This window comes from Streptomyces sp. NPDC053474 (assembly GCF_044544845.1).
In the GTDB taxonomy this organism is placed as follows: domain Bacteria; phylum Actinomycetota; class Actinomycetes; order Streptomycetales; family Streptomycetaceae; genus Streptomyces.
This window is the reverse complement of the sequence record NZ_JBITXV010000009.1, coordinates 109,459-134,569: the sequence shown is the minus strand read 5'-3', so window position 1 is coordinate 134,569 and position 25,111 is coordinate 109,459. Positions and strand designations below refer to the sequence as shown.

24 protein-coding genes and 1 pseudogene are annotated in these 25,111 nt (G+C 71.7%); 11 read left to right on the top strand and 14 right to left on the bottom strand.

Annotated elements, in window-relative coordinates:
• Positions 1 to 15 precede the first annotated feature (15 nt).
• The 3 genes from ACIG3E_RS22430 to ACIG3E_RS22420 all read left to right on the top strand — a co-directional run bounded on the left by ACIG3E_RS22430 (position 16) and on the right by ACIG3E_RS22420 (position 4,326).
• Complete coding sequence (locus ACIG3E_RS22430) at positions 16 to 1,731, top strand: serine hydrolase domain-containing protein (RefSeq protein WP_399619166.1); 1,716 nt, start codon at positions 16 to 18, stop codon at positions 1,729 to 1,731.
• A 48-nt stretch (positions 1,732 to 1,779) separates the two neighbouring features.
• On the top strand, positions 1,780 to 2,913 hold the full coding sequence (locus ACIG3E_RS22425) for a methyltransferase (protein WP_399619163.1): 1,134 nt from the start codon (positions 1,780 to 1,782) through the stop codon (positions 2,911 to 2,913).
• Positions 2,914 to 3,102: 189 nt separating this feature from the next.
• Positions 3,103 to 4,326: a cytochrome P450 gene (locus ACIG3E_RS22420; RefSeq protein WP_399619160.1), complete on the top strand. Its 1,224-nt coding sequence runs from the start codon at positions 3,103 to 3,105 to the stop codon at positions 4,324 to 4,326.
• 40 nt (positions 4,327 to 4,366) lie between these two features.
• On the opposite strand, the gene ACIG3E_RS22415 is transcribed toward ACIG3E_RS22420, so the two are convergent.
• The 3 genes from ACIG3E_RS22415 to ACIG3E_RS22405 are packed head-to-tail and all read right to left on the bottom strand — an operon-like array spanning position 4,367 to position 5,694.
• Positions 4,367 to 4,840 carry an SRPBCC family protein gene (locus ACIG3E_RS22415; RefSeq protein ID WP_399619157.1) on the bottom strand — a complete coding sequence of 158 codons (474 nt, stop codon included), beginning with the start codon at positions 4,838 to 4,840 and terminating at the stop codon, positions 4,367 to 4,369.
• A 42-nt stretch (positions 4,841 to 4,882) separates the two neighbouring features.
• The gene (locus tag ACIG3E_RS22410; protein ID WP_399619154.1) at positions 4,883 to 5,251 is read right to left on the bottom strand and encodes an ArsR/SmtB family transcription factor; all 369 of its coding nucleotides are present in this window, start codon (positions 5,249 to 5,251) and stop codon (positions 4,883 to 4,885) included.
• Positions 5,248 to 5,694 (bottom strand): SRPBCC domain-containing protein, encoded by a 447-nt coding sequence (locus tag ACIG3E_RS22405; RefSeq protein ID WP_399619151.1) that lies wholly within the window; start codon positions 5,692 to 5,694, stop codon positions 5,248 to 5,250. The genes ACIG3E_RS22410 and ACIG3E_RS22405 overlap by 4 nt, the downstream gene beginning before the upstream one ends.
• A 494-nt stretch (positions 5,695 to 6,188) precedes the next feature.
• On the opposite strand from ACIG3E_RS22405, the gene ACIG3E_RS22400 reads away from it, so the two are divergent.
• Positions 6,189 to 6,443: an ANTAR domain-containing protein gene (locus ACIG3E_RS22400; protein ID WP_399619149.1), complete on the top strand. Its 255-nt coding sequence runs from the start codon at positions 6,189 to 6,191 to the stop codon at positions 6,441 to 6,443.
• 242 nt (positions 6,444 to 6,685) lie between these two features.
• On the opposite strand, the gene ACIG3E_RS22395 is transcribed toward ACIG3E_RS22400, so the two are convergent.
• The 8 genes and pseudogenes from ACIG3E_RS22395 to ACIG3E_RS22360 all read right to left on the bottom strand — a co-directional run bounded on the left by ACIG3E_RS22395 (position 6,686) and on the right by ACIG3E_RS22360 (position 18,006).
• Positions 6,686 to 7,129 carry a DUF2267 domain-containing protein gene (locus ACIG3E_RS22395; RefSeq protein ID WP_399619146.1) on the bottom strand — a complete coding sequence of 148 codons (444 nt, stop codon included), beginning with the start codon at positions 7,127 to 7,129 and terminating at the stop codon, positions 6,686 to 6,688.
• A gap of 524 nt (positions 7,130 to 7,653) precedes the next feature.
• A pseudogene (locus tag ACIG3E_RS22390) lies at positions 7,654 to 7,884 on the bottom strand (Hsp20/alpha crystallin family protein); the annotation flags it as partial.
• A 197-nt stretch (positions 7,885 to 8,081) separates the two neighbouring features.
• Positions 8,082 to 9,341 (bottom strand): NAD(P)/FAD-dependent oxidoreductase, encoded by a 1,260-nt coding sequence (locus tag ACIG3E_RS22385; protein WP_399619143.1) that lies wholly within the window; start codon positions 9,339 to 9,341, stop codon positions 8,082 to 8,084.
• 39 nt (positions 9,342 to 9,380) lie between these two features.
• Positions 9,381 to 10,271 (bottom strand): spirocyclase AveC family protein, encoded by an 891-nt coding sequence (locus ACIG3E_RS22380; RefSeq protein WP_399619141.1) that lies wholly within the window; start codon positions 10,269 to 10,271, stop codon positions 9,381 to 9,383.
• Between the two features lie 98 nt (positions 10,272 to 10,369).
• Positions 10,370 to 11,434, bottom strand: a complete 1,065-nt coding sequence (locus ACIG3E_RS22375) for an SAM-dependent methyltransferase (RefSeq protein WP_399619138.1) — start codon at positions 11,432 to 11,434, stop codon at positions 10,370 to 10,372.
• A 110-nt stretch (positions 11,435 to 11,544) separates the two neighbouring features.
• On the bottom strand, positions 11,545 to 16,782 hold the full coding sequence (locus ACIG3E_RS22370) for a type I polyketide synthase (protein WP_399619135.1): 5,238 nt from the start codon (positions 16,780 to 16,782) through the stop codon (positions 11,545 to 11,547).
• 21 nt (positions 16,783 to 16,803) lie between these two features.
• Positions 16,804 to 17,004 carry a DUF5988 family protein gene (locus tag ACIG3E_RS22365; protein ID WP_399619132.1) on the bottom strand — a complete coding sequence of 67 codons (201 nt, stop codon included), beginning with the start codon at positions 17,002 to 17,004 and terminating at the stop codon, positions 16,804 to 16,806.
• Between the two features lie 648 nt (positions 17,005 to 17,652).
• Positions 17,653 to 18,006 carry a zinc ribbon domain-containing protein YjdM gene (locus ACIG3E_RS22360; RefSeq protein ID WP_399619129.1) on the bottom strand — a complete coding sequence of 118 codons (354 nt, stop codon included), beginning with the start codon at positions 18,004 to 18,006 and terminating at the stop codon, positions 17,653 to 17,655.
• Between the two features lie 253 nt (positions 18,007 to 18,259).
• Between ACIG3E_RS22360 and ACIG3E_RS22355 the strand changes: the two genes are divergently transcribed.
• From ACIG3E_RS22355 to ACIG3E_RS22325, 7 genes are all read left to right on the top strand, one after another.
• On the top strand, positions 18,260 to 18,601 hold the full coding sequence (locus tag ACIG3E_RS22355) for a metalloregulator ArsR/SmtB family transcription factor (protein ID WP_366794411.1): 342 nt from the start codon (positions 18,260 to 18,262) through the stop codon (positions 18,599 to 18,601).
• A gap of 68 nt (positions 18,602 to 18,669) precedes the next feature.
• The gene (locus ACIG3E_RS22350) at positions 18,670 to 20,331 is read left to right on the top strand and encodes a SulP family inorganic anion transporter (protein ID WP_399619842.1); all 1,662 of its coding nucleotides are present in this window, start codon (positions 18,670 to 18,672) and stop codon (positions 20,329 to 20,331) included.
• A complete protein-coding gene (locus tag ACIG3E_RS22345; RefSeq protein WP_399619127.1) occupies positions 20,328 to 20,741 on the top strand; it encodes a pyridoxamine 5'-phosphate oxidase family protein in 414 nt (137 codons plus the stop codon). Before ACIG3E_RS22350 ends, ACIG3E_RS22345 begins: the two co-directional genes overlap by 4 nt.
• Complete coding sequence (locus ACIG3E_RS22340; protein WP_399619125.1) at positions 20,741 to 21,160, top strand: ATP-binding protein; 420 nt, start codon at positions 20,741 to 20,743, stop codon at positions 21,158 to 21,160. The genes ACIG3E_RS22345 and ACIG3E_RS22340 overlap by 1 nt, the downstream gene beginning before the upstream one ends.
• Positions 21,161 to 21,273: 113 nt before the next feature.
• Positions 21,274 to 21,681: an STAS domain-containing protein gene (locus ACIG3E_RS22335; RefSeq protein ID WP_399619839.1), complete on the top strand. Its 408-nt coding sequence runs from the start codon at positions 21,274 to 21,276 to the stop codon at positions 21,679 to 21,681.
• A 391-nt stretch (positions 21,682 to 22,072) separates the two neighbouring features.
• On the top strand, positions 22,073 to 22,423 hold the full coding sequence (locus tag ACIG3E_RS22330; protein ID WP_138957429.1) for a metalloregulator ArsR/SmtB family transcription factor: 351 nt from the start codon (positions 22,073 to 22,075) through the stop codon (positions 22,421 to 22,423).
• Between the two features lie 340 nt (positions 22,424 to 22,763).
• Complete coding sequence (locus tag ACIG3E_RS22325; protein ID WP_399619121.1) at positions 22,764 to 23,159, top strand: hypothetical protein; 396 nt, start codon at positions 22,764 to 22,766, stop codon at positions 23,157 to 23,159.
• 42 nt (positions 23,160 to 23,201) lie between these two features.
• Here ACIG3E_RS22325 and ACIG3E_RS22320 read toward each other — a convergent pair whose 3' ends face one another.
• The 3 genes from ACIG3E_RS22320 to ACIG3E_RS22310 all read right to left on the bottom strand — a co-directional run bounded on the left by ACIG3E_RS22320 (position 23,202) and on the right by ACIG3E_RS22310 (position 24,835).
• The gene (locus ACIG3E_RS22320; RefSeq protein ID WP_399619119.1) at positions 23,202 to 24,077 is read right to left on the bottom strand and encodes a hypothetical protein; all 876 of its coding nucleotides are present in this window, start codon (positions 24,075 to 24,077) and stop codon (positions 23,202 to 23,204) included.
• Positions 24,074 to 24,412: a PadR family transcriptional regulator gene (locus ACIG3E_RS22315; RefSeq protein WP_399619116.1), complete on the bottom strand. Its 339-nt coding sequence runs from the start codon at positions 24,410 to 24,412 to the stop codon at positions 24,074 to 24,076. Before ACIG3E_RS22315 ends, ACIG3E_RS22320 begins: the two co-directional genes overlap by 4 nt.
• 117 nt (positions 24,413 to 24,529) lie before the next feature.
• Positions 24,530 to 24,835 (bottom strand): metalloregulator ArsR/SmtB family transcription factor, encoded by a 306-nt coding sequence (locus tag ACIG3E_RS22310; protein WP_399619113.1) that lies wholly within the window; start codon positions 24,833 to 24,835, stop codon positions 24,530 to 24,532.
• Positions 24,836 to 25,111: the final 276 nt, after the last annotated feature.

Sequence of the window (25,111 nt, the reverse complement as noted above, 5' to 3'; positions counted from 1 at the left end):
ACCGGGATCGGTGACGTGACCGGTGTCGCTGACGTGACCGGCGTCGCTGACGTAGTGCAGGCCGACGCCGCGCCGCGGGCCGCAGCGGCGCCGACGGCCGACGCACCCAGCCCGCTCTTCTCCGCGCGGTGGCTGCGGCGCGCCGCCCACCTGACGGCCGCCGAACCGCTGGACGAGGGCTCGGCGGTGCGCCTCGGCGTCTGCCTCACGGATGCTCCCGCCGGAACAGCCGAGCGCGTCCTCGTCCAGGCCGACCTGTCCACCGGGCAGCTGCGGTTCAGCAGCGGGGAGTGGGGCGAGCGGCCCGCTCTGGTGCTCACGCTGAGCGTCGCGGACGCCGCCGTGTTCCTCTTCGGTGACGGGGTGCGGCGGGTGCGGCTCTTCGAACGGGACGGGGTGCGCCTGGAGGGCGTGTTCCTGTTCGTCTTCTTCCTGGACCGGATGCTCCAGCAGGACCGGGCGGGCGTCCTGGCGCGGCTGCGCGCGGTGACCGCGGACCCGCCCCCGGCCGGGGATCCCGCGCCGCAGGGCCGCCGCCCGCACCCCGCGCCGGGACGGGCCGACACCGTGGAACAGGAGCAGGAGGGGCAGTCGTACGAGGAGGAGGACGAGGAAGAGGCCCGCCGCCGGGCCGCGGAGATCCTGCCGGGCACCCTGGCCGTCCTGCGCGCGGAGCTCGGCCGCAGCACACCGGGGGCCCAGCTCGCCGTCGTCCACCGCGCGTCGGGCACCCGCCTGTCGGTGGCCCTCGGCGACTGCCGCCCCGGTGTCCCCTTCACCCGTACCGCCCTGCCCATCTGGTACTGCTGCTCCAAGTCGGTGGGTGCCGTGGCGGTGGGGCAGCTGTGGGAGCGGGGCCTGCTCGATCCGCTGGCACCCGTCTCCGCGTATCTGCCGTGGTTCACCGGCGAGGGCCGGGAGAGCGTCACGCTGTACCAGCTCCTCACCCACACCTCGGCCGTGCCCATGGGCCTCGATCCGCTGCACGGCGTCATGGCCGCTCCCCTCGCCCTGCGCCGGGAACGGCTGCGCACGATGACGGTGCCGCCCGACGCCCGGCCGGGGGCCCGGATCGCGTACGCGCCGTGGTGGGCGTGGTTCCTGATCGCCGAGGTGGTCCGGACGCTCGACGGGCGCGACTACGAGCACTACCTCGCCGAGGAGGTCCTCGCGCCCTGCGGCATGGACGCCACCCGGGTCGTGCTCAGCCCGCCGGAGTACCGCGAGCTGGCCGACCGGCTGCCGCTCATCCACCTCTCGGGCGGCGGCGCCCCCATCCAGCCCACGCACTGGTACGCCACCGAGGCGTCCTGCACCCGGCCCATCCCGGGCCTCAACATCCGCGGCCCGATGTCCGATCTGGCGCTGTTCTTCGAGGCCTTGATGGACGGCGGGCAAGGCCGGACGGGTCGTGTGCTGCGCCCGCAGACGGTGATGGCGCTCACCGCGCGCCACCGGGTGGGTCTGGTCGACGCGTTCGGCAACGCGGACTGGGGCCTCGGCTTCCGCAACGAGTCCCACCACCTGGGGGAGATCTGCACGGCCTTCAGCCGTCATGCCTCGCTGCGTGCCTTCGGCCACTACGGCCTGTGGACCTCGTCTGCCTTCGCGGACCCCGACGCCGGACTCGTCGTGGCGCTGCACCTCAACGGCAAGACATGGCAGGAGGAACACCAGACACGCATGATCGCGATCGGTGACGCCCTCTACCGGGACCTGGACCTGACGTAGACCACCGGTTCACCTCTTTGACACGCCTCGCCTTGAACGGAGTTCCGCATGACTGACCCCACCACCCCCGGGCCCACCACGCCCGACCCCGCCAGGCCCGATTCCCCGCACGCCATCATCGACCTCGCCGTAGCCTTCTGGAAGTCGAAGGTCCTGCTGAGCGCCGTGGAACTGAAGGTCTTCGCCGCCCTGTCCGAACGCCCCTCGACGAGAGCGGAGTTGTCCGCCCGTCTCGGCATCACCGGGCGCGGCGGCGCCGACTTCCTCGACGCCCTGGTCTCCATGGGCCTGCTCGACCGGCGGGACGGCGTGTACCACAACTCCCCGCTCGCCGACCGGCACCTGGACCCGGCCAAGCCCGCCACCGACATCTCGGGCTATCTGGAGTTCCTCAACGCGGGCTTCCCCTGCTGGGCCGGTCTCACGGAGGGGCTGCGCACGGGCGGGCGGCTCGACTTCACCCGCGCCCTGGCGGCGTCCGGCAACTCCGGGGGTTCCGGTGCGGCGGCGCCCACCGAGGCCTCCCTCGTCGAGGCCGACGCCGACAGCGACACCTTCGGCGCGGCCTTCGCCGCGCCGGACCAGGTCACCGGCTTCCTGCGGGCGATGACCGGCTACAGCATGGGCGCCAACCACGCGCTCGCCGAGACCCACGACTGGCGGAACGTGCGCACGGTCGTGGACGTGGGCTGCGCCGAGGGGTCCCTCCTGGCCCAGATCCTCACCCGGCACGAGCACATCGAGGGCATCGGCTTCGACCTTCCCGTGGTCGAGGAGGGGTTCACGGCGCACACCAAGCAGCTCGGCATCACCGACCGGGTGCGCTTCGAGGGCGGCGACTTCTTCACCGACCCGCTGCCGACGGCGGACGCCCTCGTGATGGGGCACGTCCTGCACGACTGGGACCTGGGCATCAAGAAGATGCTGATCCGCAAGGCGTACGAGGCGCTGCCCGAGGGCGGTTCGCTGCTCATCTACGAGTCCCTCATCGACGACGACCGCAGGGACCGCACCACCGGCCTGCTGATCAGCCTGAACGTGTCGCTCGTCTCCGCCGGAGGCCTCGGCTACACGGGTGCCGACTGCCGGTCCTGGCTGGAGGAGGCCGGTTTCACCGACACCTCCGTACGCCATCTCGACGGCCCGGAGTACCTCGTCGTCGGCACCAAGACCGCCACGTGACGAGCAGGTCACGGGGCACGCGGCACGCAGCCAGCTGACTGGAGAAGCGCCGGGGCGGCGGGGGGGGTGGGCGCACGACCGGGTGGGCGCATGACCGGTTGCGCGCCCGCCGTCCACCGCCCCGCCGCTTCCCGCGCGCCACGTGACGCTTGCCGCTTGCCGCCCTCGATCGGGAGCACACGCGTACTCATGAATCCCCTGAACCTGCCGAGCCGGACCGTCGGCCAGCACGGGCCGCTTCCCGACTTCCTGTCCACCGCGAACGGCGTGGCGGACATCGCGCCCGTCGTCGCCCCCACGGGCGACCGCGTCTGGCTGGTCACCGCCTTCGACCTGGGCCGCGCGGTCCTCACCGACGAGCGGTTCAGCCGCACTGCGGCCGTCGCCCCCGAGGCCCCGGCCCTCCACCCGATGCGCCCGGCCCCGGCGGCCCTGACCAGTCTCGACCCACCGCGGCACACCCGGCTGCGGCGCCTGGTGAACCGTCCGTTCACGCCTCGGGCCGTGGCCGGTCTGGAGGAGGGCATCCGGCGGCAGGCCCGCCGTCTCCTGGCCGGGCGGGACCGGATCGACCTCGTCGCGCAGTACGCGATGCCGCTGTCGGCCGCCACGATCTGCCGCGTCCTGGGCGTACCCGAGGCCGAGCACGCCCGGTTCGCCGGTCTCGCGGACCGCGCGCTGGGCGTCACCTCCGGGACCTTCGAGGAACAGGGCCCGGCCCGCGACGCGCTGCGCGCCTACATCGGCGACCTCATCGACCGTGCCCGCCGCGACCCCGGCGAGCGAGTCCTCGGCACCCTCGCGACGGCGTACGACGAAGGCGGCGCACTGAGCCACGACGAGTTGACAGCGCTGGTCGAGCTGCTGCTCAACGCGGGCTACGAGACGTCCATCGGCCAGCTGGGCCTGGCCGTCGTCTCGCTGCTCGAACACCCCGAGCAGTGGCACCGCCTGGCGGCGGCGCCGCACCGCGCGGCGGCCGCGGCGGTGGAGGAGCTGCTGCGCCACGCACCGGTCGTTCCGATGAGCTTCACGCGCGTCGCACGGCAGGACGTACGGCTCGGGGCGGTCGTGGTACGGGCCGGGGAGGCGCTCGTGGTGTCGCTGCTGCACGCGAACTTCGACGCGCGTGCCCATCGCGACCCCGACCGTCTGGACCTCACCCGCTGCCCCGCCCGCCATCTGACGTTCGGCCACGGCGCCCACACCTGCCTGGGCGCCCAACTGGCGCGCACCCAGCTCCGCGTCGCCCTGGAGGAACTGGCCACGGCCGCCCCCGACCTCACTCCCCGCACCCCCCTGCCCTCCCTCCGCTGGCGCCAGCCCCAGGCGGTCGTCCGCGGCCCGCTCGCCCTACCCGTGAACCTGACCCCACCCCGGCCGGAGGCCTCTACCGGGCGACGGCACCCGTGACTGGAAGCCGAAGGCTGCGGGGACGGGCTCCGGGGGGTGATCAGGCTGGATGGTGATCAGGGACGGCGTTGAGCTCGATGTCGTGTTCGAGCAGGGCCTTCATCGCGCACAGAGCGGTGGTGAAGCCGCCGACCGTGTCGTTCACCCAGCGGACGGTGTCGTCCCCCGAGCCCTGGAAGCCGGTCTCGGTGGCCTCGACGAAGGTGGCCTGGGGCGTGCGCGGGGTGAACTTCAGCTCGACCGTGGTCGGCTGCTCGTAGTTGCCCCACTCGAAGCGGATCAGGCGCCCCTCCTGCACTTCCCGGACGCGGACGTCGGCTGATGCCCCGTAGGTCTCCCACTCCCAGCGCAATTGGGCCCCCTCGACCATGGGCCCGCTGCTCTTGCTGTACCAGAACCGGGAGGTGACCTTGGGATCGGCGAACGCCTGGAAGGCCTCTGCTGCGGGCCTGCGCACCAGCATGCAGGCGTACGCGGCAGGGGCGTGTGTGAGGTGTCGGTTCTCCGTAGACATGATCATTCTCCTCTGCGGGGTCGCGCCGGTGGGCGCGGACCATTACGGCTCGTCTGCGGCTCGGGAGTCCCGCTCCGCCGCCTCGGCGATGTGCTTGATGCGCGCCAGCCGCCGGTCCCAGTCCGCGGCGAGCGAGGCCATCCACTGCGCCGTCGCATCGAGCGCTGCGGGCCGCACCGTGTAGCGCACCTCGCGACCGATGCGACCGCCGGTCACCAGTCCGGCGCTGTCCAGGACTGCGAGGTGTTTGACCACGGCCTGACGCGAGACGGGAAGGTGTGCGGCGAGCGTCGTCGCGGTGGCCTCGCCCTGCGCGGCGAGCAGTTCGAGCAGTCGGCGCCGCGTCGGGTCGGCCAGAGCCGCCAGGACGGTGTCGACCGCCTCGACGGCGCCGCGGGGTTCGTCGGTCACGTGGTGGGCTGTTCGGCGCGCGACTTGAGCGCGTCGAGTTCCTGCTGCCAGCCGCCGGTGTTGTCCTGGACCGCCTTGCCGCGCAGCTCCTCAGGTCCGGCGAGGGCCGCGAAGCCGCTCTCGACCACGCGCAGCCGCGTCTTGCCGCCTTCCGGTGTCAGGATGAACTCCACGAGGGTGCTGTTGTCCTCGCGCAGCTCTTCTCCCGGGAACGCGCTGGCCCAGCGGTAGGCCAGGTAGGTCGGCGGCTCGATCTTCTCCACACGTACCGGGAAGTCGCCGTACTCCGGGTTCCTCGCCAGCATCGTCTCGCCTTCCCTGGCCACGGTGCCGGGCAGGCTCGCCTTGTCGGCCACCCAGAATCCGGGCTCGGCGACCAGGGACCAGACCCGCTCCAGAGACGCCTCGATCAGGGTTTCTCGTTCGATCCGGTCTTCGCTCACGAGGGGACTCCGTACGCTCCGACGCTGATGCAACTCCAGGGTTGCACGCCACTCCATGATGTGCAACCTGGCGGTTGCAGATCGATCGGGTTCGCCGTCTCGCTGTCCGCCCTGGAGTCCGTCCGGCACCGAACTCGCCATGCCCGCCATGGAGCCAAAGGCCCGCACCTCCACCTTCGAAGGCCGCGGGTCCGCCCGCAAGTACGGCAAGGCCTTCGGCGGCGCCGACATCACCGACGCAGCCCTGCTCTCCGTCCCCGCAGTCGGGATTCGGCCACCGCTGCCCGCACCTTCCTCAACACCTCTGCCCCCCCACCAGGCCCCATCCCTCGCCGACAGGTGCCCAGCAGCCTCCCCGCCCCGCCTCGGCTCCGAACCCGCGTGGAGCGGTCCCGCGGCTCCCCACCCTTGGGCTTCGGAGGGAGCCACGCCGGGCCCCAGATGGCGAGAACCCCGCAGCCCGGACCGACCGGGTCCACGCGCTGGAAGCACACGTGGACCAGCTCAAGCACGCCGTGCGCTCGCACGCGGTCATCGACCAGGCCATCGGCGTCGTCCTCACCGTCGGACGGCTGACACCCGAGGAGGCCTGGGACGTCCTGCGCGAGATGTCCATGCGCACCAACATCAAGCTGCGCACCGTGGCCGAGCACCTGCTGACCTGGGCCCAAGCCGGCGACCTGCCCTCGGCCCTGCACACCGAACTGGAACGTCAGCTGACCCTGCGCGAGACCATCGCGGCGAGGTAGCCGAACCGAGTAGCCGAGCGCACCTGGAGTCGGCGAACCAGGACCCGGTCGGCCAGGCGCATGGCCGACCGGTGGAGCCCACCGCCGCGGCATCGACGGACTCGACGCGGCGCTTTACTCGGCCGAGTCCCCGTCGACACGCCGGACGGCCGTCTTCACGTCTCGCTCAACCTCGCGCCGGGCCTGGAGACGATCGAGAAGGACCGCGACCGGCACGACCATCTCCGCGCCGAGCTCGTCGGCTAGGCGGCCGAGGTGATTTCCGCCTCGCCGAACAGCAGGGCGTAGCCGTTGGGGAGTTGGTGGAGGATGCGGGTGATCAGGTCGGGTCCGGCGTGGGCGGTGACGGCGGCGAAGACGGAGCCGGTGTCCCAGCGGGTGGTGGCCGGGGAGGCGCCGGTGCGGGCGGCGAGGTCCTTGACGAAGGCCCAGCCGGTCAGTGGCTGGGTGTCGGGGATCTGCGCGGTCAGCACACGTGCGGCCTCCAGGGGCAGGCAGGCGGCCAGATCGACGCGTTCGTCGCCGGTCAGCTGGCGTCCCAGCCCGGCGAGGACCAGGCGGACGGCGTCGTCGGCCCGCTCACGGGTGGGGTAGGCGCCCTCGTAGCGGACCTTCTCCAGCATCTGCTCGTACGCCGTCGAGTACGGCTGCTGCTGCTCAAGCGGTACGCGCACGTCGGAGATCACTGCGGTGCATGCCTTTCATGGAGCCGTGGGGGCGCCCGGTGCGGCACCCCGGTGGGGTGTCAGGTGGGCTGAGGGGTGACCGAAGACGAGGCCTCAGCCGATGGGAGAGCGGGAACAGGGGCTGCCCCATCAGGTCCTCGCCTGTCGTGTCGGCGATGGCGTGCAGCAGGGCGCTGACGTCCCAGGTCGCGGTCTGCTCGGTGCCGCCCGCGCGTCGGGCGACGATCCGCGCGCACGAACCGCGCGGTGGCTGTCGCTCGGCGCTCTGCGGCGGATCGAGCAGGGTCAGGGCAAAGCCTTCTGACAGGCGTGCCGCGAGCTGGGCGTGTGCGGCGCGGGCTGCGCGCTCGGTTTCCTCTCAAGTGCCGTCTGGCCGCGTTGCTGTACGCGGTCGAGGAGCGCCGCGTGTCACACGGCCAACCGGCCGCCACCCCATCCCCTTTTTGCGTCGGGCTGTCCATCACTGCGGATGCGGAGGACGGAGAGGGGGAGATATCCGTCCTCCGCACCCGTCCGGGCTGGTGTCAGCCGGAGATCTCCTTGTGGGCGGAGCCGACGCCGATGGAGATCTTGCGGGGCTTGGCGCGCTCGGCGATCGGGATGCGCAGGGTGAGCACCCCGGCGTCGTAGTCGGCCTGGATGTGCTCGGTGTCCAGGGCGTCGGCGAGCACGATCTGGCGGGAGAAGACCCCCAGCGGCCGCTCGGACAGCTCCACCTTCACGCCGTCGCCCTTGGCCACCGGCCGCCGCTCGGCGCCACCGACGCCGCCGAACTCATCAGCCCTCTGGACAACATGCGTACCTACCTCGACGCCCGCCACACTCATCTCGTCGAACGCCTGGACGCCCTCGACGACCGGCGCACGACAGCAGCCGACGACGACTGACCCCAAAGCAGGGGTAGCCCAGCCCGCTCGCGTCCATCCCCGACCGGAGCGACCAGGGCCGCTTCTCAGGGCCAGGGAAACGCGAGCGTCGCCGGATGCGCGAGCAGATTCTGTACGGTCACCACCTTGCGGTAGAGCGCGGGACGGTCCGGCACGCGGCCCAGGCAGCGGCGCAGCGCCCAGTTGGTGAGGCGGACCGAGGGGCGTTGCGTCTGGGGTCGCCAGGCTGCGTCCGAGCGGCTGGCGAGCAGCCACGGCACGCGGATGATGTCGGCGGCCGTGCGCTCGAAGCGGCGTGTGAGGCCGCGGCCCGGGTTCTGTGCGAGTAGGTCGCGCAGGGCCAGGGCTTCGAGCGCGGCGACAGTCAGGCCGTGTCCGTAGATCGGGTTGAGGGCGGCCACGGAGTCGCCCAGCGCGATGAGCCCGTCGGGCCAGTCGCGCATGTGGTGGTAGGGGTTCCAGTGGTTGTGCAGGCCGCCGTAGCGGTGGCTGCGGCCGAGCGGCGTGCAGGTTTTGATCACGTCCAGTGGGTGGGGGCTGCGCAGCGTCGCGGCGTACTCCTCGAAGCCGTCGGTGTCGTATGGGGGACGCACTTCGTCCGCTCCGATCAGGGTGAGGAGCACCCGGTCCTCCTCGACGCGCTGGATGAGGCAGCCGCGGCGGATCGTGGGGGCGTAGGTCATCTCGGTGGACATGTGCCAGTCCTGGTCGAGTGTGTCCTCGTAGACACGGGTGACGTAGGTGAGACCGGCGAAGACGTGGGCTCTTGCCGGGACGGGTCTGCCGCTACGGGTGAGCCAGTCGGTCAGCCGCGAGGTGCGGCCGGACGCGTCCACGACCAGCTCGCCGGGATGCGCCGCGCCCGTCGTATCGCGGACACCGGCGACACGGTTGTCGTGCCAGATCAGGTTGTTGACGGTGGCGGTGACCTGCCGCACAGGCGGCAGTGCGCCAACGCGCCGGTGCAGGAGGTCGTCCAGCAGTGCCCTGCTGCAGGCGAGGTGGTCCACTCCGACCGGTCCGGCCGGAGCCCAGCCGGAGGGGAACAGGATCCGGGTCCGTTCGCCGAAGTCGAAGGTGGCGGCTCCGCGTTCCCGCAGTTCGGCGCGGAGCCCGGGGAAGAGGGTCTCGAGGGCTTCCACGCCGCGGTGCAGCAGGCCATGGGGGTGGTGGAACTGCGGGACGCCTCGGCGGTGGGCGGCATTGGTCCGGGGGTCGCGTTCGATCACGGTGACCGTCGCGAAGTGCTCGGCGAGGGCACGTGCGGCGAGCAGTCCCGCGAACCCGCCGCCGATGACTACGGCACGGTCCCTGGTGTGTGGCATGCGCTCTCCCCGGGGCGGTCGTGGTGGACTGGTTGATCGTCACCGCAGGTGTGCGGGCAGGTCGGTGGCGGGTTCTCCGCCGAGCAGGGGGATGACGGCGTAGCTGACGACCAGGGCCAGGAAGCAGACCTGGGCGATGCCGATGACGGCCAGCGTGGCCGCCCACGGGCGCGCAGCGGGCGACAGGTCACCTGTCCCGCGCAGAACGGGTGCGCCCCGTTCGTGATGGAGGTGGTAGTGACAGATCAGGCCCGGGATCATGCCGTACACGAGCGCGGCGACCACCATCGCGTAGGTGGGGAGCTGATACCAGTGCCCGGCGAACAGGGTCAGCTCGGGCACCGCGGTGACGTAGACGTAGCCGCCGGTAAAGACCATGATCGGCTCCAGGGCCAGTTCGGCGGCCAGGGCCGTTCCGAAGGCGAGCAGGGCCAGGCGTGGTCCGGACAGCTGCGGCCGCCTGCGCGCTGCGGCCCCGAGTACCCAGACCGTCGGCAGGGTCCACATCATCACTTCGGCCAGCGCGAACCAGCCCACGAACAGCGGCACCGGGTGCGTGTCGGGGTCCGGGCCGTGCCAGCCGGGGATCGAGGAACCCCAGTCGGTGGTGCCGATCAGGTATTTGCTGTAACCAGCCGTCTGTGACGTGTAGTTGACGACCGGCATGAGCCAGAAGGCGCTCAGGTAGCCAAGCAGCACTCTCGTCTCGACGGTCAGGGCTCGCCGTCGGATGCTCCGGACTACGGGCCAGCTCACACTGGCCAGGACCCCTGCGATGCTCAGGATCTGGAACGCGTCCGCCACGACACGCCGTGTGGGGCTCAGTCCGTAGTCGCCGGAGGGGAACCAGCGTGCGTCGGTGACAGCCCAGCGCAGCATCACCCACGCCTCGGCAGCCAGGAACACGGTCCCGACCGCCGCCCAGACCATGACCGGGGAACACCAGGCCCGTGGGGCCGACGTGACGGGCACACGGGCGGCGCGTTCCGCATCCACCGGGGTCGCGCCGGGGGGCGGTTCCGGGACGGTCATCGCCGGACCGCCGACAGGTAGACCGAGTCCTGGGGTGTGAGGAGCCCCTTCATGAAGCGCCTCACGATGTTCGGGAACACCCAGGCGACGACCGGTCCGAACTCGCGGCGCAGCTGGTCGTTGCCCCGGGTGTCGTCCGCGAACTGCAGGCAGCTCTCGGCGTCGTACGCGTCGAAGCGGGTGAGCGACAGACCGGCCTCGTCCAGGGCGTCGCGCAGTTCGTCTCGGGTCGGGTACCAGCACAGGGAGCTGATGAGCGCCCGGTCCATGAAGCGGGAGAACGGCCGGACCCGGTAGGCGTCGAAGATGTGGAGCGGGGCCCCGGGTTTGAGCATGGCCGCCATGGCGCGCATTCCTTCCGCCTTGCGCGGCGGCGGGAAGTGCGGGATGACGCCCATCGCGGTGACGGCGTCCGCGCTTCCGGCCAGATCGCGGGTGGTGGCGGGGTCGAAGAGGTCCCCGACCCGGAAGGACACGCGGTCGGACAGGCCCAGCCGTTCGGCGATGCGGCGCCCGATCTCGGCCTGGTCGCGTTCGATGGTGAGGGACACGATCTCGACCTGCGGCAGCAGGTGCGCGATCCGGGCCCAGCCGTCGCTAAGGCCGGTGCCGACCTCGATGAGCCGGCCGTCCTTCGGCGCGCTCTCCACGGTCGGCTGCCAGCACCGGTCCACGGAGTTGACCTGGGAGAGGTGGATCCGCTGTCGAGGGTCGGGTACCTGCCGGATCTCAGCGGTGTAGGGGCCCCAGTTGAGCGCGAGCCAGATCATGGAGAACAGGCGGTTGTAGTAGAGGCGGTAAAGGTCAGGGACGGTGTCCTTCGCGCCCCCGCCGAGCAGCCGGGCCGCGGCCCGTAGGTCTCTCCGCTTACCTGTGCGCGGGGCGCGGCTGGTGCGGGAGGTGCGGTAGAAGTCGTGGAGCACCTCGTTGCGTACCGGCAGGAACGTCTCCAGGAACGTCGTCTGCCCTTCGACGCGGAGGAACCCCTCCGGGGCTTGTCGGGCGGGCTCCCGCGGCGTCCCCGGTGGCGTCTCCTGGCCTGTGCCGTATGCAGTCGTCATGTCCCTTCCCTTCATGAGCTCGCGATTGCCTGGTCCGCATCACGGCGTCGAAACTGTTGCGGCTGTCTGCGTCTCGATGAGGCTCAGGAGGAGGCGGCCGTAGCGGTCCCTCAGCGGCTCGCCCCCTGCGCCGACGTGAACCCCATGGACTCCAGGAGCGCCTCGGCCAGCGCCCCCGGGCTCGGCTTGACCCAGATGGTGCCCGGCGCGATCTCGCAGCGCAGCGCCTTGGCGAGCCGCTGCTGGAGCTGGACCGCGCCGAGGGAGTCCAGGCCGAGAACGACGAGGCTGGTGTGGGCGCCGATGTGGCGGGTCGTGCCGCCGAGCAGGTCGCGGACCTGGGCGACGATGAACTCGGTGAGGACGCGGTGGCATTCGGAGTCCGAGGCGGCTTGGTGGAGGTCGTCGAGGACAGGGGATCCGTCGGCCTCGGCGCTCGCCTGAATGCCGGTGAGGAGTTCTGTGTAGAGCGCCACTTCGCGCAGAGCGGGGTAGGGGGCGGTCCAGGCGGCCGCGTCGATGGGCGAGTAGGCGATTTGGTGGTGGCCCTCGGCGAGGATGCGGTCGAAGGCGTCGAGGCCGTCGGCCGGGTTGATCATGACGAAGCCGCGTTCGGCGAGGCGCTGTCCGCGCCCGACCTCGGACCAGGGACCCCAGTGGATGGCGGTGGCGGGCAAGCCGTCGGCGAGTCGGTGGGCGACCAGCGCGTCCAGGTAGGCGTTGGCGGCGGCGTACGCGCCCTGGCCGGGTGAGCCGAGCAGCGAGGCCACCGAGGAGTAGACGACGAAGAAGTCCAACTCAGCCTCCAGGGTGGCCTGGTGGAGCTGCCATGCACCCTCGGCCTTGCCGCGCCAGACCCGCTCGAGCAGCTCGTCCCCGATGTGCGCGATGGTGGCGTCCTCGACGACGCCGGCGGCGTGCACGATGCCGCGCAGCCTCCCGTCGGCGGCTTTCAGGGCGCGGTGGACGGTGCCCGGCTCGGCGATGTCGCCGAGGACCGTCGCGATGTGCGTGCCGTACGTGGTGCGCAGCGCTTCGAGGGTGCGCTCGGCGTCCGGGCCGGGTGGTGTACGGCCTGCCAGGACCAGGGTGCGGGCGCCGCGTTCGGCCAGGCGCCGCGCGGTGAGCAGGCCGAGGCCGCCGAAGCCGCCAGTGACCACGTAACTGCCGTCATGGCATGGGGCGTTGCTGGGGGGAGAAGTCGCTCCGGGGCCGGTGCGCACCCGGGCCACCGACCGTACCCCGTGCCGCCAGGCCACCTCGGTGACCGGCAGGGTGTCGTCGAGCAGATCCCCCAGGACGTCATCGAGCGGGGTGTCGCCCGCCACCTCCAGGCTCCCGGCCCGCAGTTCGGGGTGTTCGAAGGCGGCGACCCTCAGCAGTCCGCGCACGCCCGCGGCGGCCAGAGGGTGATCGCCACGCCACAGCACCCACAGGCGCGGGGGTGCCGTACGAGCGGTCAGGGTCTGCAGCACCGTCAGGGTGCGGCGTACGGCGGCGCGGGCACGGTCGGGCGTGCCCTGGGTGTCCGGGCCGTTGAGGACCAGTACCAGATGGGTCGCGGCGGCGCGGGTGTCGGCGGCCAGCGCCCGCTCCAGCTGCTTCGCGTCGAGCGAGGTGCCCGTCGGGTGAAGGAGCAGATGGCTTCCCGCCGACCGCTTGCCGAGCTTGGCGGCCAGGCGCTCGCCCCAGCGGGTGCCTTCGGGTGCCACGACGAGCCACTGCTGACCGGTGGACTCGGGGGCCTCGCCGACCGGGACGGGCTGCCAGGCCAGGTGGGCGAGCCGGTCGGCGTAGCGCTGTTCGGGCGGGGTGATGTTGGAAAGGCGCAGTGCGGTGATCTCGGCGACGACCGTGCCGTCGGCTGTGCTGAGCGTGCCCGACGCGGTGCAGGTCAGGTCGTCGGCCTCGTGCAAGGTCACCTCCGCATGCCGGGCGTGGCCGGTCGGCCCGTATACGCGGAGCGTGCCGAAGCCCGCCACCACGACGGGTCCCGGGCTGGTCGCGCAGTGGCCGAGCCAGGCCGCCACCGCTGTCTGTACGAACTCGTCGGCCAGCACCGGATGCAGCCGCAGGGCGTGTGCCGAGACGCGGGCGGTGTCCGCGATGCGCAGGGCGGAGACGGCGCGGGTGCGTCCCGGGTCGAGGCGGATGCGGTCGATGGCGGCGAAGGCCGGGCCGTGGAAGACGTTGTGGCGCTCGCGGAAGTGGCGGTGCAGGTCGGCCGGGGCGGACTCGGTCCACTCCGCGGTGGGGCCGTCCGCCGGGGCGCCCGGACGCCGCTCGTGGTCGGTGAGCGGGCGGATGGTGGCGCGGGCGTGCACGACCTGGCCCTCCGCGGTGCAGGTGAGCACCTGCCCGCGCACCACGCCGTCCTCCTCCACGAGCCGGGTGAACACCTGTGGCTCCGGTTCCAGGACGAGCGGCGCCTCGATCGTCACGTCTTCGATCGCGACCCGGTCGGTGGCGAAGACCTCGGCGCCCGCGGCCAGCAGCATCTCCGCGAAACCCGTGCCTGGCAGCACCGGCACACCGGCCACCTGGTGGTCGGCGAGCCAGGGCAGCCGGGACGCGGAGATCGGGGTCTGCCACAGGTGGCGGCCCGCCCGGTCGGGGTCGGCGACGTGGCCGCCGAGCAGCGGGTGCTGGCGGGCGGCGGGCAGGGTCGGCGCGATGAGGGCGTAGGGCTCAGTGGTGCCGCCGTGCCGGGTACGGTTCCAGTACGTGGTCGGCACGTCGGCGAGCTGCCCGTCGCCGTAGTGGCCGGCGAAGTCGATGCCGTCGAAGCCTGCACAGTGGGCGGTGGCCAGATGCGTCAGGAACGCCTCGGTGTCGTCGCTGCCGCGGCGCAGCGAGCCGATCGCGACCACGTCCTGGACGCCCTGCTCGGCGGCGGTCTCGGTGACGGGGCGGGCCGCCAGCGGGTGGGCGGTGCACTCGATGAACAGCCGGTGCCCGTCGGCCAGGGCGGCGGTCACGGCGCGTTGGAAGTGCACGGTGTCACGCTGGTTGTGCACCCAGTACGAGGCGTTCAGCGGGCCCGGATCGCGCGGGTCGTCGCTGACGGTGGAGTAGAAGGAGATGGCGCCCGGCCGGTTGTCAGGCAGCTCGGACAAGGCGGCGTGCAGCTCGTCGACGACCGGGTCGACCTGCGGGGAGTGCGAGGCCACGTCCACATCGACCATGCGGGCCACCACGCCGTTCTCGTTCCAGTACGCCACCAGGTCGCGCACCTGCTGCGCGTCACCGGAGATCACCGTGGTGCGCGGCGCGGTCAGCACGCCGAGCACGACCCCCACCGCGCCGAGTGCGTCGATGGCGGCCTGGGTCTCGGCGGCGCTCAGCATCACGGAGGCCATGGCGCCGTGCGCGATCCGGGCGAGCAGGGCGGCCCGGCGGCAGATCACCTTCGCCCCGTCCGCACGGCTGAGCACCCCGGCGACCACGGCGGCGACCACCTCGCCCAGGGACTGCCCGATCACCGCGGCCGGCCGCACCCCCCAGGAGCGCCACAGCTCGGCCAACGCCACCTGCACGCCGAACAGCGTCGGCTGGATGCGGTCGACGCCCACCAGCAGTTCGGGGCGCTCGATCGTCTCCCGCAGCGAGAAGCCGGACTCGGCTCCGATCAGCGGTTCGAGGGCGTCGACGGCGGCGGCGAACACCGGCTCGTCAGCGAGCAGGCCCTGGCCCATGCCCGCGTACTGGGAGCCCTGCCCGGTGAAGACGAAGACCGGGCCAGGATGGTCGGGAGGCAGCACCGGGACGCCGCTGACGGCACCCTCGGGCACGCCACCAGCCGCGAACTCCCGTGCTCGGGCGGCAAGTTGCCCGAGCCCGTCGGCGACGATGCCGAGCCGGTGCTCGGCATGGCGGCGGCGCAGCGCGAGGGTGTGGACGACGTCGGCCGCATCGGCCGGGGTACTCTCGCTGAAGTCGGCCAGCCGTCCGGCCGCCCCTGCCAGCGAGCCTTCCGAGGTCCCGGACAGCAGGAACAGGCGCTTTCCGACGACAGGCCGCGTCCCCCGGCGCGCGGGTCGGCGGCGCGGGGCGGGCGCGGCTTCGAGCACGATGTGCCCGTTGGTGCCGCTCACTCCGTAACTGCACACGGCCGCCAGGCGTCCCTTGCCCGGCACCGGCCAGCGGGTTAGCTCGGTCGGCACGAACAGCCGTGACTTCTCGGCTCGGTCGATGCCCGGATTCCAGTCGGTGAAGTTCCGGTTCGGCGGGACCACTCCGCGACGCAGGCTCTCCACCGCCTTGATGACCCCGGCCACACCGGAAACCGGCTCGGTGTGACCGATGTTCGTCTTCAGCGAACCGAGCGCACAGCGGCCCTGGCCGCTGCGTCCGTAGACCGCGTGGATGGACGCGTACTCGATCGGATCACCCACCGAAGTGCCCGGCCCGTGCGCTTCCACCAGCCCCACCTCACCCGGGTCGATGCGCGCCGATTCCACGGCGGCTGCGAAGAGCCGACGCTGCATCTCACCGGACGGGGCGGTCATCCTCGTTGCCTGGCCGTCGTTGTTGACCGCGCTGCCGCGGATCACGGCGAGGATCCGGTCGCCGCCGCGGCGCGCGTCAGCGAGCCGCTTGAGCAGCACGGCACCGGCGCCTTCGCCCCGCACGTACCCGTCCGCGCGGCCGTCGAAGGCGTGGCAGGCCCCGCGTCGCGACAGGAGTAACGGTGCCTCGAAGTAGTGCGTCTGCGGCGCCAGCATCAGCAGCACCCCGCCCGCGAGCGCCATGTCGCACTCACCGAGCGTGAGCGCTCCGCACGCGGTGTCCAGGGCCACCATGCTGGAGGAGCAGTGCGTGGAGACCACCATGACCGGGCCGCGGAGATCCATCGAGAACGCCACCCGGCCCGCGGTGCCCGCCGTGTAGTTCCCGAACAGGTACGGGCTGTTGGGCGCGTCCTGAACCGGACGTGCTTCCCGGAACAGATTGTCCGGCGCGTACGTCCCTACGTACACCCCGGTCCGCGAGCCCCGGATCCGGTCGACTGGAATGCCAGCGTGTTCAACTGCCTCCCAGGCGACCTCCATCATCACCCTGGACTGCGGGTCCACCCACTCCCGCTCGGCCGGGGCCACCGACAGCGCCTCCGGCTCCCAGGACCACACGTCCCCCTCGAGAAAGCAGCCGACGGCGGCCGACTCCCTCAGCTCCGGATCCTGCTGGGACGCGAGGGTCTCGGCGTCCCACCGGTCGGCGGGCACCGGACCGGCGGTCGAGCGGCCGTCGGCAGCCAACTGCCAGAGTTCATCAGGGGTGTTCACGCCGCCGGGGAGACGGCAGCCGATTCCCACCACCGCGATCGGGACCTCGTGGGACGCAGACATGCTGGGTCAACTCCCTTGCCGCTATTCGGCGATGGCGGTGCTGTAGGTGAACCGGAAGACGGGAGCCCGCAGGCCCTCGACGAGTTCGGTCGCACTCGTCCGCTCGAAGTGCTGGTGCCGTCCGTAGTAGGCCACGACCCAGCGCTCGGGAATCTCTTTCTGGTCGATCCGGCGGACCCGCCCCATGTCCTCGGGGCCGCCATCGGTCACGATGGTGATCACGGGGAGTACCTCCTTGGCTGCGCGTCAGGCACCGCAGCAGAGAACTCCCACCTCACCCCGCCGAATAAGGGTGTGCGGATGGCATACGCGAGCACGTCCCGCCCACCCGCACCTCCCCGCACACCCCGGCCGACCGCCTGCACACGTCGGGCCCCCACCGCACACCCCGTGTACGCCGTTCCCAGACCCCATGGCGATGCGGCCGACCGGGCAGCCCTCCTTCCGGCAAATCCGGAACTGCCCCGGAGAGCGTCGAGGCAGGGATGAAGAGCACGGCGAAGCGTGAACTCCACCGCAGGCCGCACGCGTCCCCGCGCACTGTGCGTCAGCCACCGCACAGGCCATGCTCCGCGACAACCGGAACCCGATGGCCGCACACTCCCCCGACCGGAAAGGAGGTGCGCACTCCCCCGCCCGAGGTGAACCCCGGGGCGTCCCCGAGCGCTGTGTGCATGACGCTCACGACACGGGCCTCACCCGCGCGCGCCCCCCGCGCGTACCGTTTCGCATGCGCCAACATCTGCCCTCGCCATGGCCTGCGCCTCCTTCCGCATGACCTGACACTCAGGCTGCGGCTGGCCTCGGGCACCGCTCCTCGCCGCGATGTCCGGGCCGCGGTCGGAGACTGTGTCGGCGCCCCGGCCGGTGTCAGGCCTTCTTGACCACGCTGGACTTGAGCTGCATGGGGCCGAATCCGTCGATCTTGCAGTCGATGTCGTGGCCGTCCACGCCGTCGACGAGGCGGATGTTGCGCACCTTGGTGCCCGCCTTGATGCCGGAGGGGCTGCCCTTGACCTTCAGCGTCTTGACCACCGTGACCGTGTCGCCGTCGGCGAGTACGTTCCCGACCGCGTCCCTGATCGCCGTGTCCGCGGTGGCCCGCGCCGGTTCGGTGGACGTCGGTGACCACTCGTGCCCGCATTCGGGACAGACCAGGAGCGCACCCATCTCGTAGGTGTACTCGCTGGAGCAGGTGGGGCAGGGCGGCAGGTTCTCAGGCATCGGCGCGGTCCTTTTCTGCTGGGGAGCCGCGCTTCATCGGGCGAGACGGGCGCTGGCACCGGGGCCTCCACCGCGTCGTCGAACCGCTCTCGCGGCCTTGGCGCTGCTCGGTTGGAACTTGGGATGTGTCTGGCCAGGATAGATCGACTAGCTGAATTGCGAAATTTTGCAATTCGTTAGATGGTGTGGTGGCCGTGCCCGTAGGTAGCCGCGGGCACGGCGTCATCACGTGTGGTTCTCGGGGAGAGGGTCCGTGTCCGTTCCGCTGTATCAGGCCAAGGCTGAGTTCTTCCGGATGCTCGGCCATCCCGTACGGATACGGGTGCTGGAGTTGCTGCAGGACGGGCCGATGCCCGTGCGTGACCTGCTGGCCGCGATAGAGGTGGAGCCGTCGACGCTGTCGCAGCAGCTGGCGGTGTTGCGCCGCTCGGGGATCGTGAGCTCGCGGCGTGAGGGGTCGACGGTGGTGTATGCCCTGGCCGGCGGGGATGTCGCCGAGCTGATGCGGGCCGCGCGCCGGATTCTGACCGAGATGCTGGCCGGGCGGTACGACCTGCTGGAGGAGTTGCGGGAGGCCGAGGTCGCAGCGCGGTGAGTGCTCTGCCGCGCCGGACCTGGGGCCTGGTCCGCTCGCTTCTCCCCGCAGGCACGGACGTCGCCGAGATGGGCCGCGGCCCGCGCCGGGACCTGCTCGCGGGTCTGACGGTGGCCATCGTGGCACTGCCGCTCGCGCTCGGTTTCGGGGTTTCCTCCGGGCTCGGTGCGCAGGCGGGCCTTGCCACCGCGGTGGTCGCCGGTGCGCTGGCCGCGCTGTTCGGCGGCTCGCGATTGCAGGTGTCCGGGCCGACGGGGGCGATGACCGTCGTCTTGGTGCCGATCACCGCCGAGCACGGGCCCGGCGGGGTCCTCACCGTCGGGCTGATCGCGGGCGTGCTGCTGGTGACCCTGGCGTTGCTGCGGGCCGGAAAGTACATGAGGTACGTACCCGCGCCCGTGGTGGAGGGCTTCACCCTCGGCATCGCGTGTGTGATCGGCCTACAGCAGATCCCGAACGCGCTGGGGGTGGCCGCGCCGGAAGGCGACCGGGTGCTGGTGGTGGCCTGGCGGGCGCTCGAGGCCTTCGCCAAGGCGCCGAACTGGACGGCCGTTGCCCTTGCCGCAGCGGTGGCCACGGTCATGCTGGCCGGGGCTCGCCTGCGGCCCACGATCCCCTTCTCGATCATCGCTGTCGTCAGCGCGACCCTGGTCGCGCAGCTTTTCGGCCTGGACGGGGCCAGGCCCATCGGGGCGCTGCCCTCCGGTCTGCCCGCCCCGTCGCTGGGCTTCCTCGATGTGTCGGCGCTGAGCTCGCTTCTCGCACCCGCGGTCGCGGTCGCCGCCCTGGCGGCTCTGGAGTCGTTGCTGTCCGCGTCGGTCGCCGACGGCATGACGTCCGGCCCCCGGCACGACCCGGACAAGGAGCTGTTCGGACAAGGCGTTGCCAACATGGCCGCCCCGCTGTTCGGCGGCGTGCCCGCGACCGGCGCCATCGCGCGGACCGCGGTCAATGTCCGCAGCGGCGCCGCCTCACGGCTGGCCGCGCTCACCCATGCCGCCGTCCTGGCCGTGATCGTGTTCGCTGCCGCCCCGCTGGTGTCGAAGATTCCGCTCGCGGCGCTGGCCGGGGTGCTGATCGCGACGGCTCTGCGCATGGTCGACGTCGTCTCGCTGAAGGCGATGGCGAAGGCGACCCGCTCCGATGCGCTGATCCTCGTCCTGACCGCCGCCGCCACGCTCGCGCTCGATCTGGTGTACGCGGTCGTCACCGGCCTCGCCGTCGCGGGCGTCCTCGCGCTGCGTGCCGTGGCCCGCCAGGCCCGCATGGCCCCAGTACCGCTGGAGCAGGCAGAGCGCCGCGCCGAGGAGGACGCGCTGCTCGCCGAGCACGTCGTCGCCTACCGCATCGACGGGCCGCTGTTCTTCGCCGCCGCGCACCGCCTCGTGCACGACCTGCACCAAGGGGCCGACGTACGCGTGGTCATCCTGCGCATGTCGAGGGTGTCCACGATGGATGCCACGGGCGCGCTCGCCCTCAAGGACGCGGTGCGGACGCTGAACCGGCGCGGCATCGTCGTGCTGGCCTCCGGGATCCGCTCCGAGCACCAGCAGGTCCTGAAGGCGGTTGGTGCCCTGGACCTGCTGCGACACGAGGGCCACGCGTACGCAACCGCCGACGAGGCTCTCGCCGGCGCCCGCGCCTGCCTGGAGCGCGCCGGGGTGCTGCCCGCCGTCCCCGCCCAGAACGCCCGCACCGACCGCTCCACTCATGAGGGATCCGTCCGATGAGCACAGCTCCCGCCCCGCGCCGTCTGGTCGAGGTCTCCGGCGCCGAGGCCCTCTACTTGCTGGAGGGCAGCCGCACCGGCCGCCTGGTCCACGTCCGCAACGACACCCCGGTCCTGCGCCCGGCGGCTCACGTGCTGGAGTACGGGCACCTGGTGGTCCGCGCACCCGTGCCACGACCGGCGCTGCCCGTCGGCGCCACGGTGACGTATCACGTGGACGAGATCCGCACCGAGCTCGGCACCGGCTGGAGCGTGAGTGCCAGCGGCCGCTTCGAGTTCGTCTCCGACCCCGATGAGCTGGCCCACTATCGGCGCACCCTGCCCGGCTGGACGCACGGCCCCCACGACACGCTCCTGCGCCTCAACCCGCAGACGGCGAGCGGGTTCCGGCTCACCCGCGCGGAGGCGTGATGGCCCGGTTGGCGCTGCCCCATCGACACGTACTGACCGTGCCCACCATCCCGTCCGCGGTGCGGGTAGCCCGGGAGACGGCCGAGCAGGTCCTGGGCGAATGGGGCATCAGCCGCCGCCACCCGGCTGTCGACCCGGCTCTGCTGATCCTCAGCGAACTGGTCACCAACGCCGTGCGGCACGCCGCCGCGGCCTCTCCCCACGTCACCGTTGTCTACGCGGCCGCCAAGGACACCTTCGCTTTCGCCGTCCACGACCGCCACCCCTACCAGCCCACCCTGCACGGCGCGGGCACCGGCGACCGCAGCAGCGGCCTGGCCACCGTCGTCGAACTCACCCTCTCCCTGGCGGGAACAGCAGTGGTGCGCCAGGACGCCGACGGAGGCGGCAAGAGCATCTGGATCACCCTGCCCCTGTGATCCGTGCCCGTGCCCCTGACCCGTACCCGTGATCCGCACCCGTCACCCGCACACGTGACCCGCACACGTGACCCGCACACGCGGCCGCGCATGAAAGGCAGTTGATGACGACCATGACCATCGAGTGGCGCTACACCGTCGAGCCGGACCTCGCCGTCCTGTCCGTCTCCGGCCACCTGGGCCAGGAAGCCTCCCGCCGTTTCACCGGTGCGGTCGGCTGGGTGCTCGCCCGCGGCACGGGGCCGGTCATCGTCGACTGCGCAGAACTGCGCGGCTGGTCCGTCCAGGGCCAGCTCGCCCTGGCCGAGGCGGCACGTCGCCTCGCGGAGCACGGGCGCCGCCTTGAACTGGCGGCCATCCCCGCCGACGGCTCCCTGGTCCCGGTCGGCGACTGCCCGCCCGTCCCCGTCCACTGCGACCTGACGGCAGCGCTGGCCGCACACCGGACGCAGCGGCAGACGGTGACCGGCGAACCGGAGGAGCAGCGGCAGGAGTGGCGCACCGGCGGCTGGTCCGGCTGAACAGGGGCAGCAGGCTTGGCGCAGTCGCCGACTCCGCCAAGCCGCATCCTCCCGAACACGCGCTCACCAGGTGCTGACCTGCCGGGCCGACCACCGGCGCGGTGAACTTGCGGTGCCCCACGAGCGGGTCCTGCCAGCGGCCAGGCAGCCCGCGCGAGTCCGTCCGGGCCAGGACGGTCGAGTACGGACTGTCCGTGCCCTGCGCACTCGGGATCCCGCTCCCTCCGCCTTCCGACTTGCTAATGTCAGCAATTCTTGAGGTCATCATTCCGGTGGCCAGGGGCCAGGATGGTCCCATGCTGATGATTTCTGGGCGGAAGCGATGCGCGGAGCACTCACAGGGACGGCTCGGCCAGCCGGTCGCCTGCGCGCAGGACGGGAGGCCGGTTCGGTGAGCAGGCCGCTGTACCAACTCAAGGCGGAGTTCTTCAAGACGCTCGGGCACCCCGTGCGGATCAGGGTTCTTGAACTACTGAGCGTGCGTGAGCACGCAGTCGCGGAGATGCTGCCGGAGGTGGGCGTCGAGCCGGCGCATCTCTCCCAGCAGCTGGCCGTGCTCCGGCGCGCGAATCTGGTCGTGACCCGCAAGGAGGGCTCGACCGTCTACTACTCGCTGACGAGTCCGCATGTCGCGGAGCTGCTGAAGGTGGCACGCACCATCCTGTCGGGGGTGCTGGCCAGTCAGGCCGGGCTACTCGCCGACCTGCAGACCGCCGCGGCGGAAACGGAACCCCCGTCGTAACCAGACCTTCGCCCCGGCGGGCGCCCGGTGCTCGACTCGCGCCGGGGCTGCCCGCGCCGCGGGGAGGGCACCCGTCGCCCTACGCCGCGCGAGTTCGTGTCGCCCAAGGGAGCGTGGCGTCGGATCGACGCCGGTTTTCGTCCAGTCGGCCCTGGCGGGCGAGGAGAGACCGGCCATACGGCGCTGGTAACCCGCTGGAGCGGCTGGGCAAGGTCGCGTGGCAGGCCCTGATGCCTGATGGGTTTCACCGCGATCGCGGTCGGCGTGGTCGCGTTGGTGTGGCCGGGCCGGACGCTGCTGGTGCTGGGCGTGCTGTTCGGCATACCTGTTGATCAGCGGCGTGGTGGAGATCGTGGCCGCGTTCGGCGCCCTCGTCAGCGCCGGGATGCGCGTCCTGCTCGTCGTCACCGGCGCGCTGTCGATGGCCCTGGGCCTGCTGGCGGCCGCGGGCGGCGTCATCGTCCTCTCCTGGCCCATCGGCTCCATCGTCACTCTGGCGGTCTTCACCGGCATCTGGCTGATCGCGGTCGCCCTGACCGAGGTGATCCGCGTTCACCCTGCGGAGCCTGGTGCGCTCGGCCGGTGGCTCCAGGCGGCACGCAACCGCCGTCGCCTGACTGCGGGACGGGCACGCCGAGGGCGATCTGGCCATGACCACGGCGCCCGTCCGTTCCCCCGGCCCTGGTGGCGGACGCGAGCGCCGTCGAAGGTCTGGGAGCCATCGGCACCCCTCTAACACCGGCAGCAAAGACAGGCACCGCGGAGGAGCAGGGCCTTGTCAGCGCCCGCGACGCACCGCCCGCACCCCCACCATGAGGACAGAGGCGAGCAACAGTACGAGGAGGAGGCCGACGAAGGGCCAGGGATCCGTCGATGCCCAGGCCGAAGCGCTGCCGACCAGCGGCAGCGAAGCCACGGTCATCGCTCCGGTCTCACGCAGCCCGAAGGTTCGCCGACGCCAGGCGAGCACGACCGCCGCGGCGGCGAGGACGAGGACCGGCCAGGCGCCGTAGTCCGTGGTCACGCCGAAGGTCCCGGTCTCCACCACGACGACGGGGAACCATCCGACGCCTGCCACCGCTCCGGCGATGGCTGACAGTTCCCTGCCGGGACGCCGGTCCCCCGGACAGGCCAGTACGACGACGGTGGTCAGCAGCACCGTCAGCGGAGTGACGAACCCTCCGTCGGTCACTTGCGGGGCGAACACCGACTGGACAGCTTGCCCCATGAGCCCGCACGCGGCCGCGATCACCCCCCGAACCCACCGTCCGCACAGGGCGACGATCGCGCCGGCACACACCATCAGGGCGAACAGATAGTGCAGCCCCCAGGTGGCTTCCGTGTGGGTGAGCTGGGACCACGCCGGGGCGGGAGAGGTGACGAGACCCTTGTACCAGCGCGTGAGGACCAGTCCGTTGCCCGCCGCGGCGACAGCCAGCGCGAGCGGGGCGGCCAGCGCGAAGAAGCGCCCGCCGCGCGACGCCGAATCGAGGCCGAGGCGTACCCGCAGGGCGTGTGCGGCCAGGTCGGCGTCCGCGCGCAGCCGTCCGGCGCGCGGCAAGTCCGCGGTCAGCTCCCGATGGACGTCGACGATCTCCTGCCCGTACGCGGACCGGTAGTCAGGCGGATAGAGGCGAAGGAGCCGGTCAATCACGCCGTCACCGCCGCACCGCCCGCTTCAAGCCGCCGCATGGCCTCGCGGGCCGTAGCGGCAAGCCGCTCCGCCTCGGCCGCCAGCCGCTCGCGGCCGGAGGCGGTCAAGGCGAAGGTACGACGTGCCCGGCCGCCCACCACCTCCTCGGACTGCACCTCGATCAGCCCCTCCTCAAGGAGCCGGTCCAGCGCCCCGTACAGGGCCCCGGTCCGCGGCACCACCCGGCCGTCGGTGATGACCTTGACCTCTTGGGCGATGGCATATCCGTGCCGAGGTGCGTTCGCAAGGGCGGTCAGCAGCAGCAACGCCAGTTCCTGCATCCCTCTTTCACTCATGGAAGCAGAGTATTCCGCTCAGCGGACCAAAGTCATACGCCACCGCCAGCCGCTCCACAGCGACAGAGAGCCTTCGGGGCTCCGCCCGCGCGCCTCTGACCTGCGGCTATCAGGTTTTCACCACACCCCCGACAGGCGCACCGCCGAGACTCGGCGCGCCACCGCGAGCAGCTCCGCCACGTCCCCGCCCACGGCCTCGTACACCGCTGCCGCTCCCCTGCGATTGACCGCAACGACCCCGCAGCCGAGCAACACCGTCAGATGCCGCGACAGCTCCGCAAGCTCGATCTCCAGCTCGAGAGCGGCCAACAGCTCCCGCACCGGTATGGGTCCGCCCTGCAGCACCTCCAGCACCCGGATGCGCACCGGGTGCCCCAGCACCTGGAACAAATCCGCCTGCGCCTCGTACAGCGAATCCGGCACCCGATTCACTCCTGGACCGTGCCCTTCTCATCGTCGGTCGCTTCGCCCCACACGCACCCGCTCCCGCCCCTCTTGAGCAAGCACGCCCACGCCAAAGCCACCCCCTCCGTCACTTAACATCCAAGGAAACTAACGAATTGCAGAATTATGCAAGTCTAAGCAATCGTACCCCCGCAGTTGCTGCGGCGATGACCTGCAACCTTCCAACCAGGCGACACTTGGCCGAGGTTGGACAGACGGTACTCGGCCTCCGCTCACAGGCGTCGGCGCTAGCAT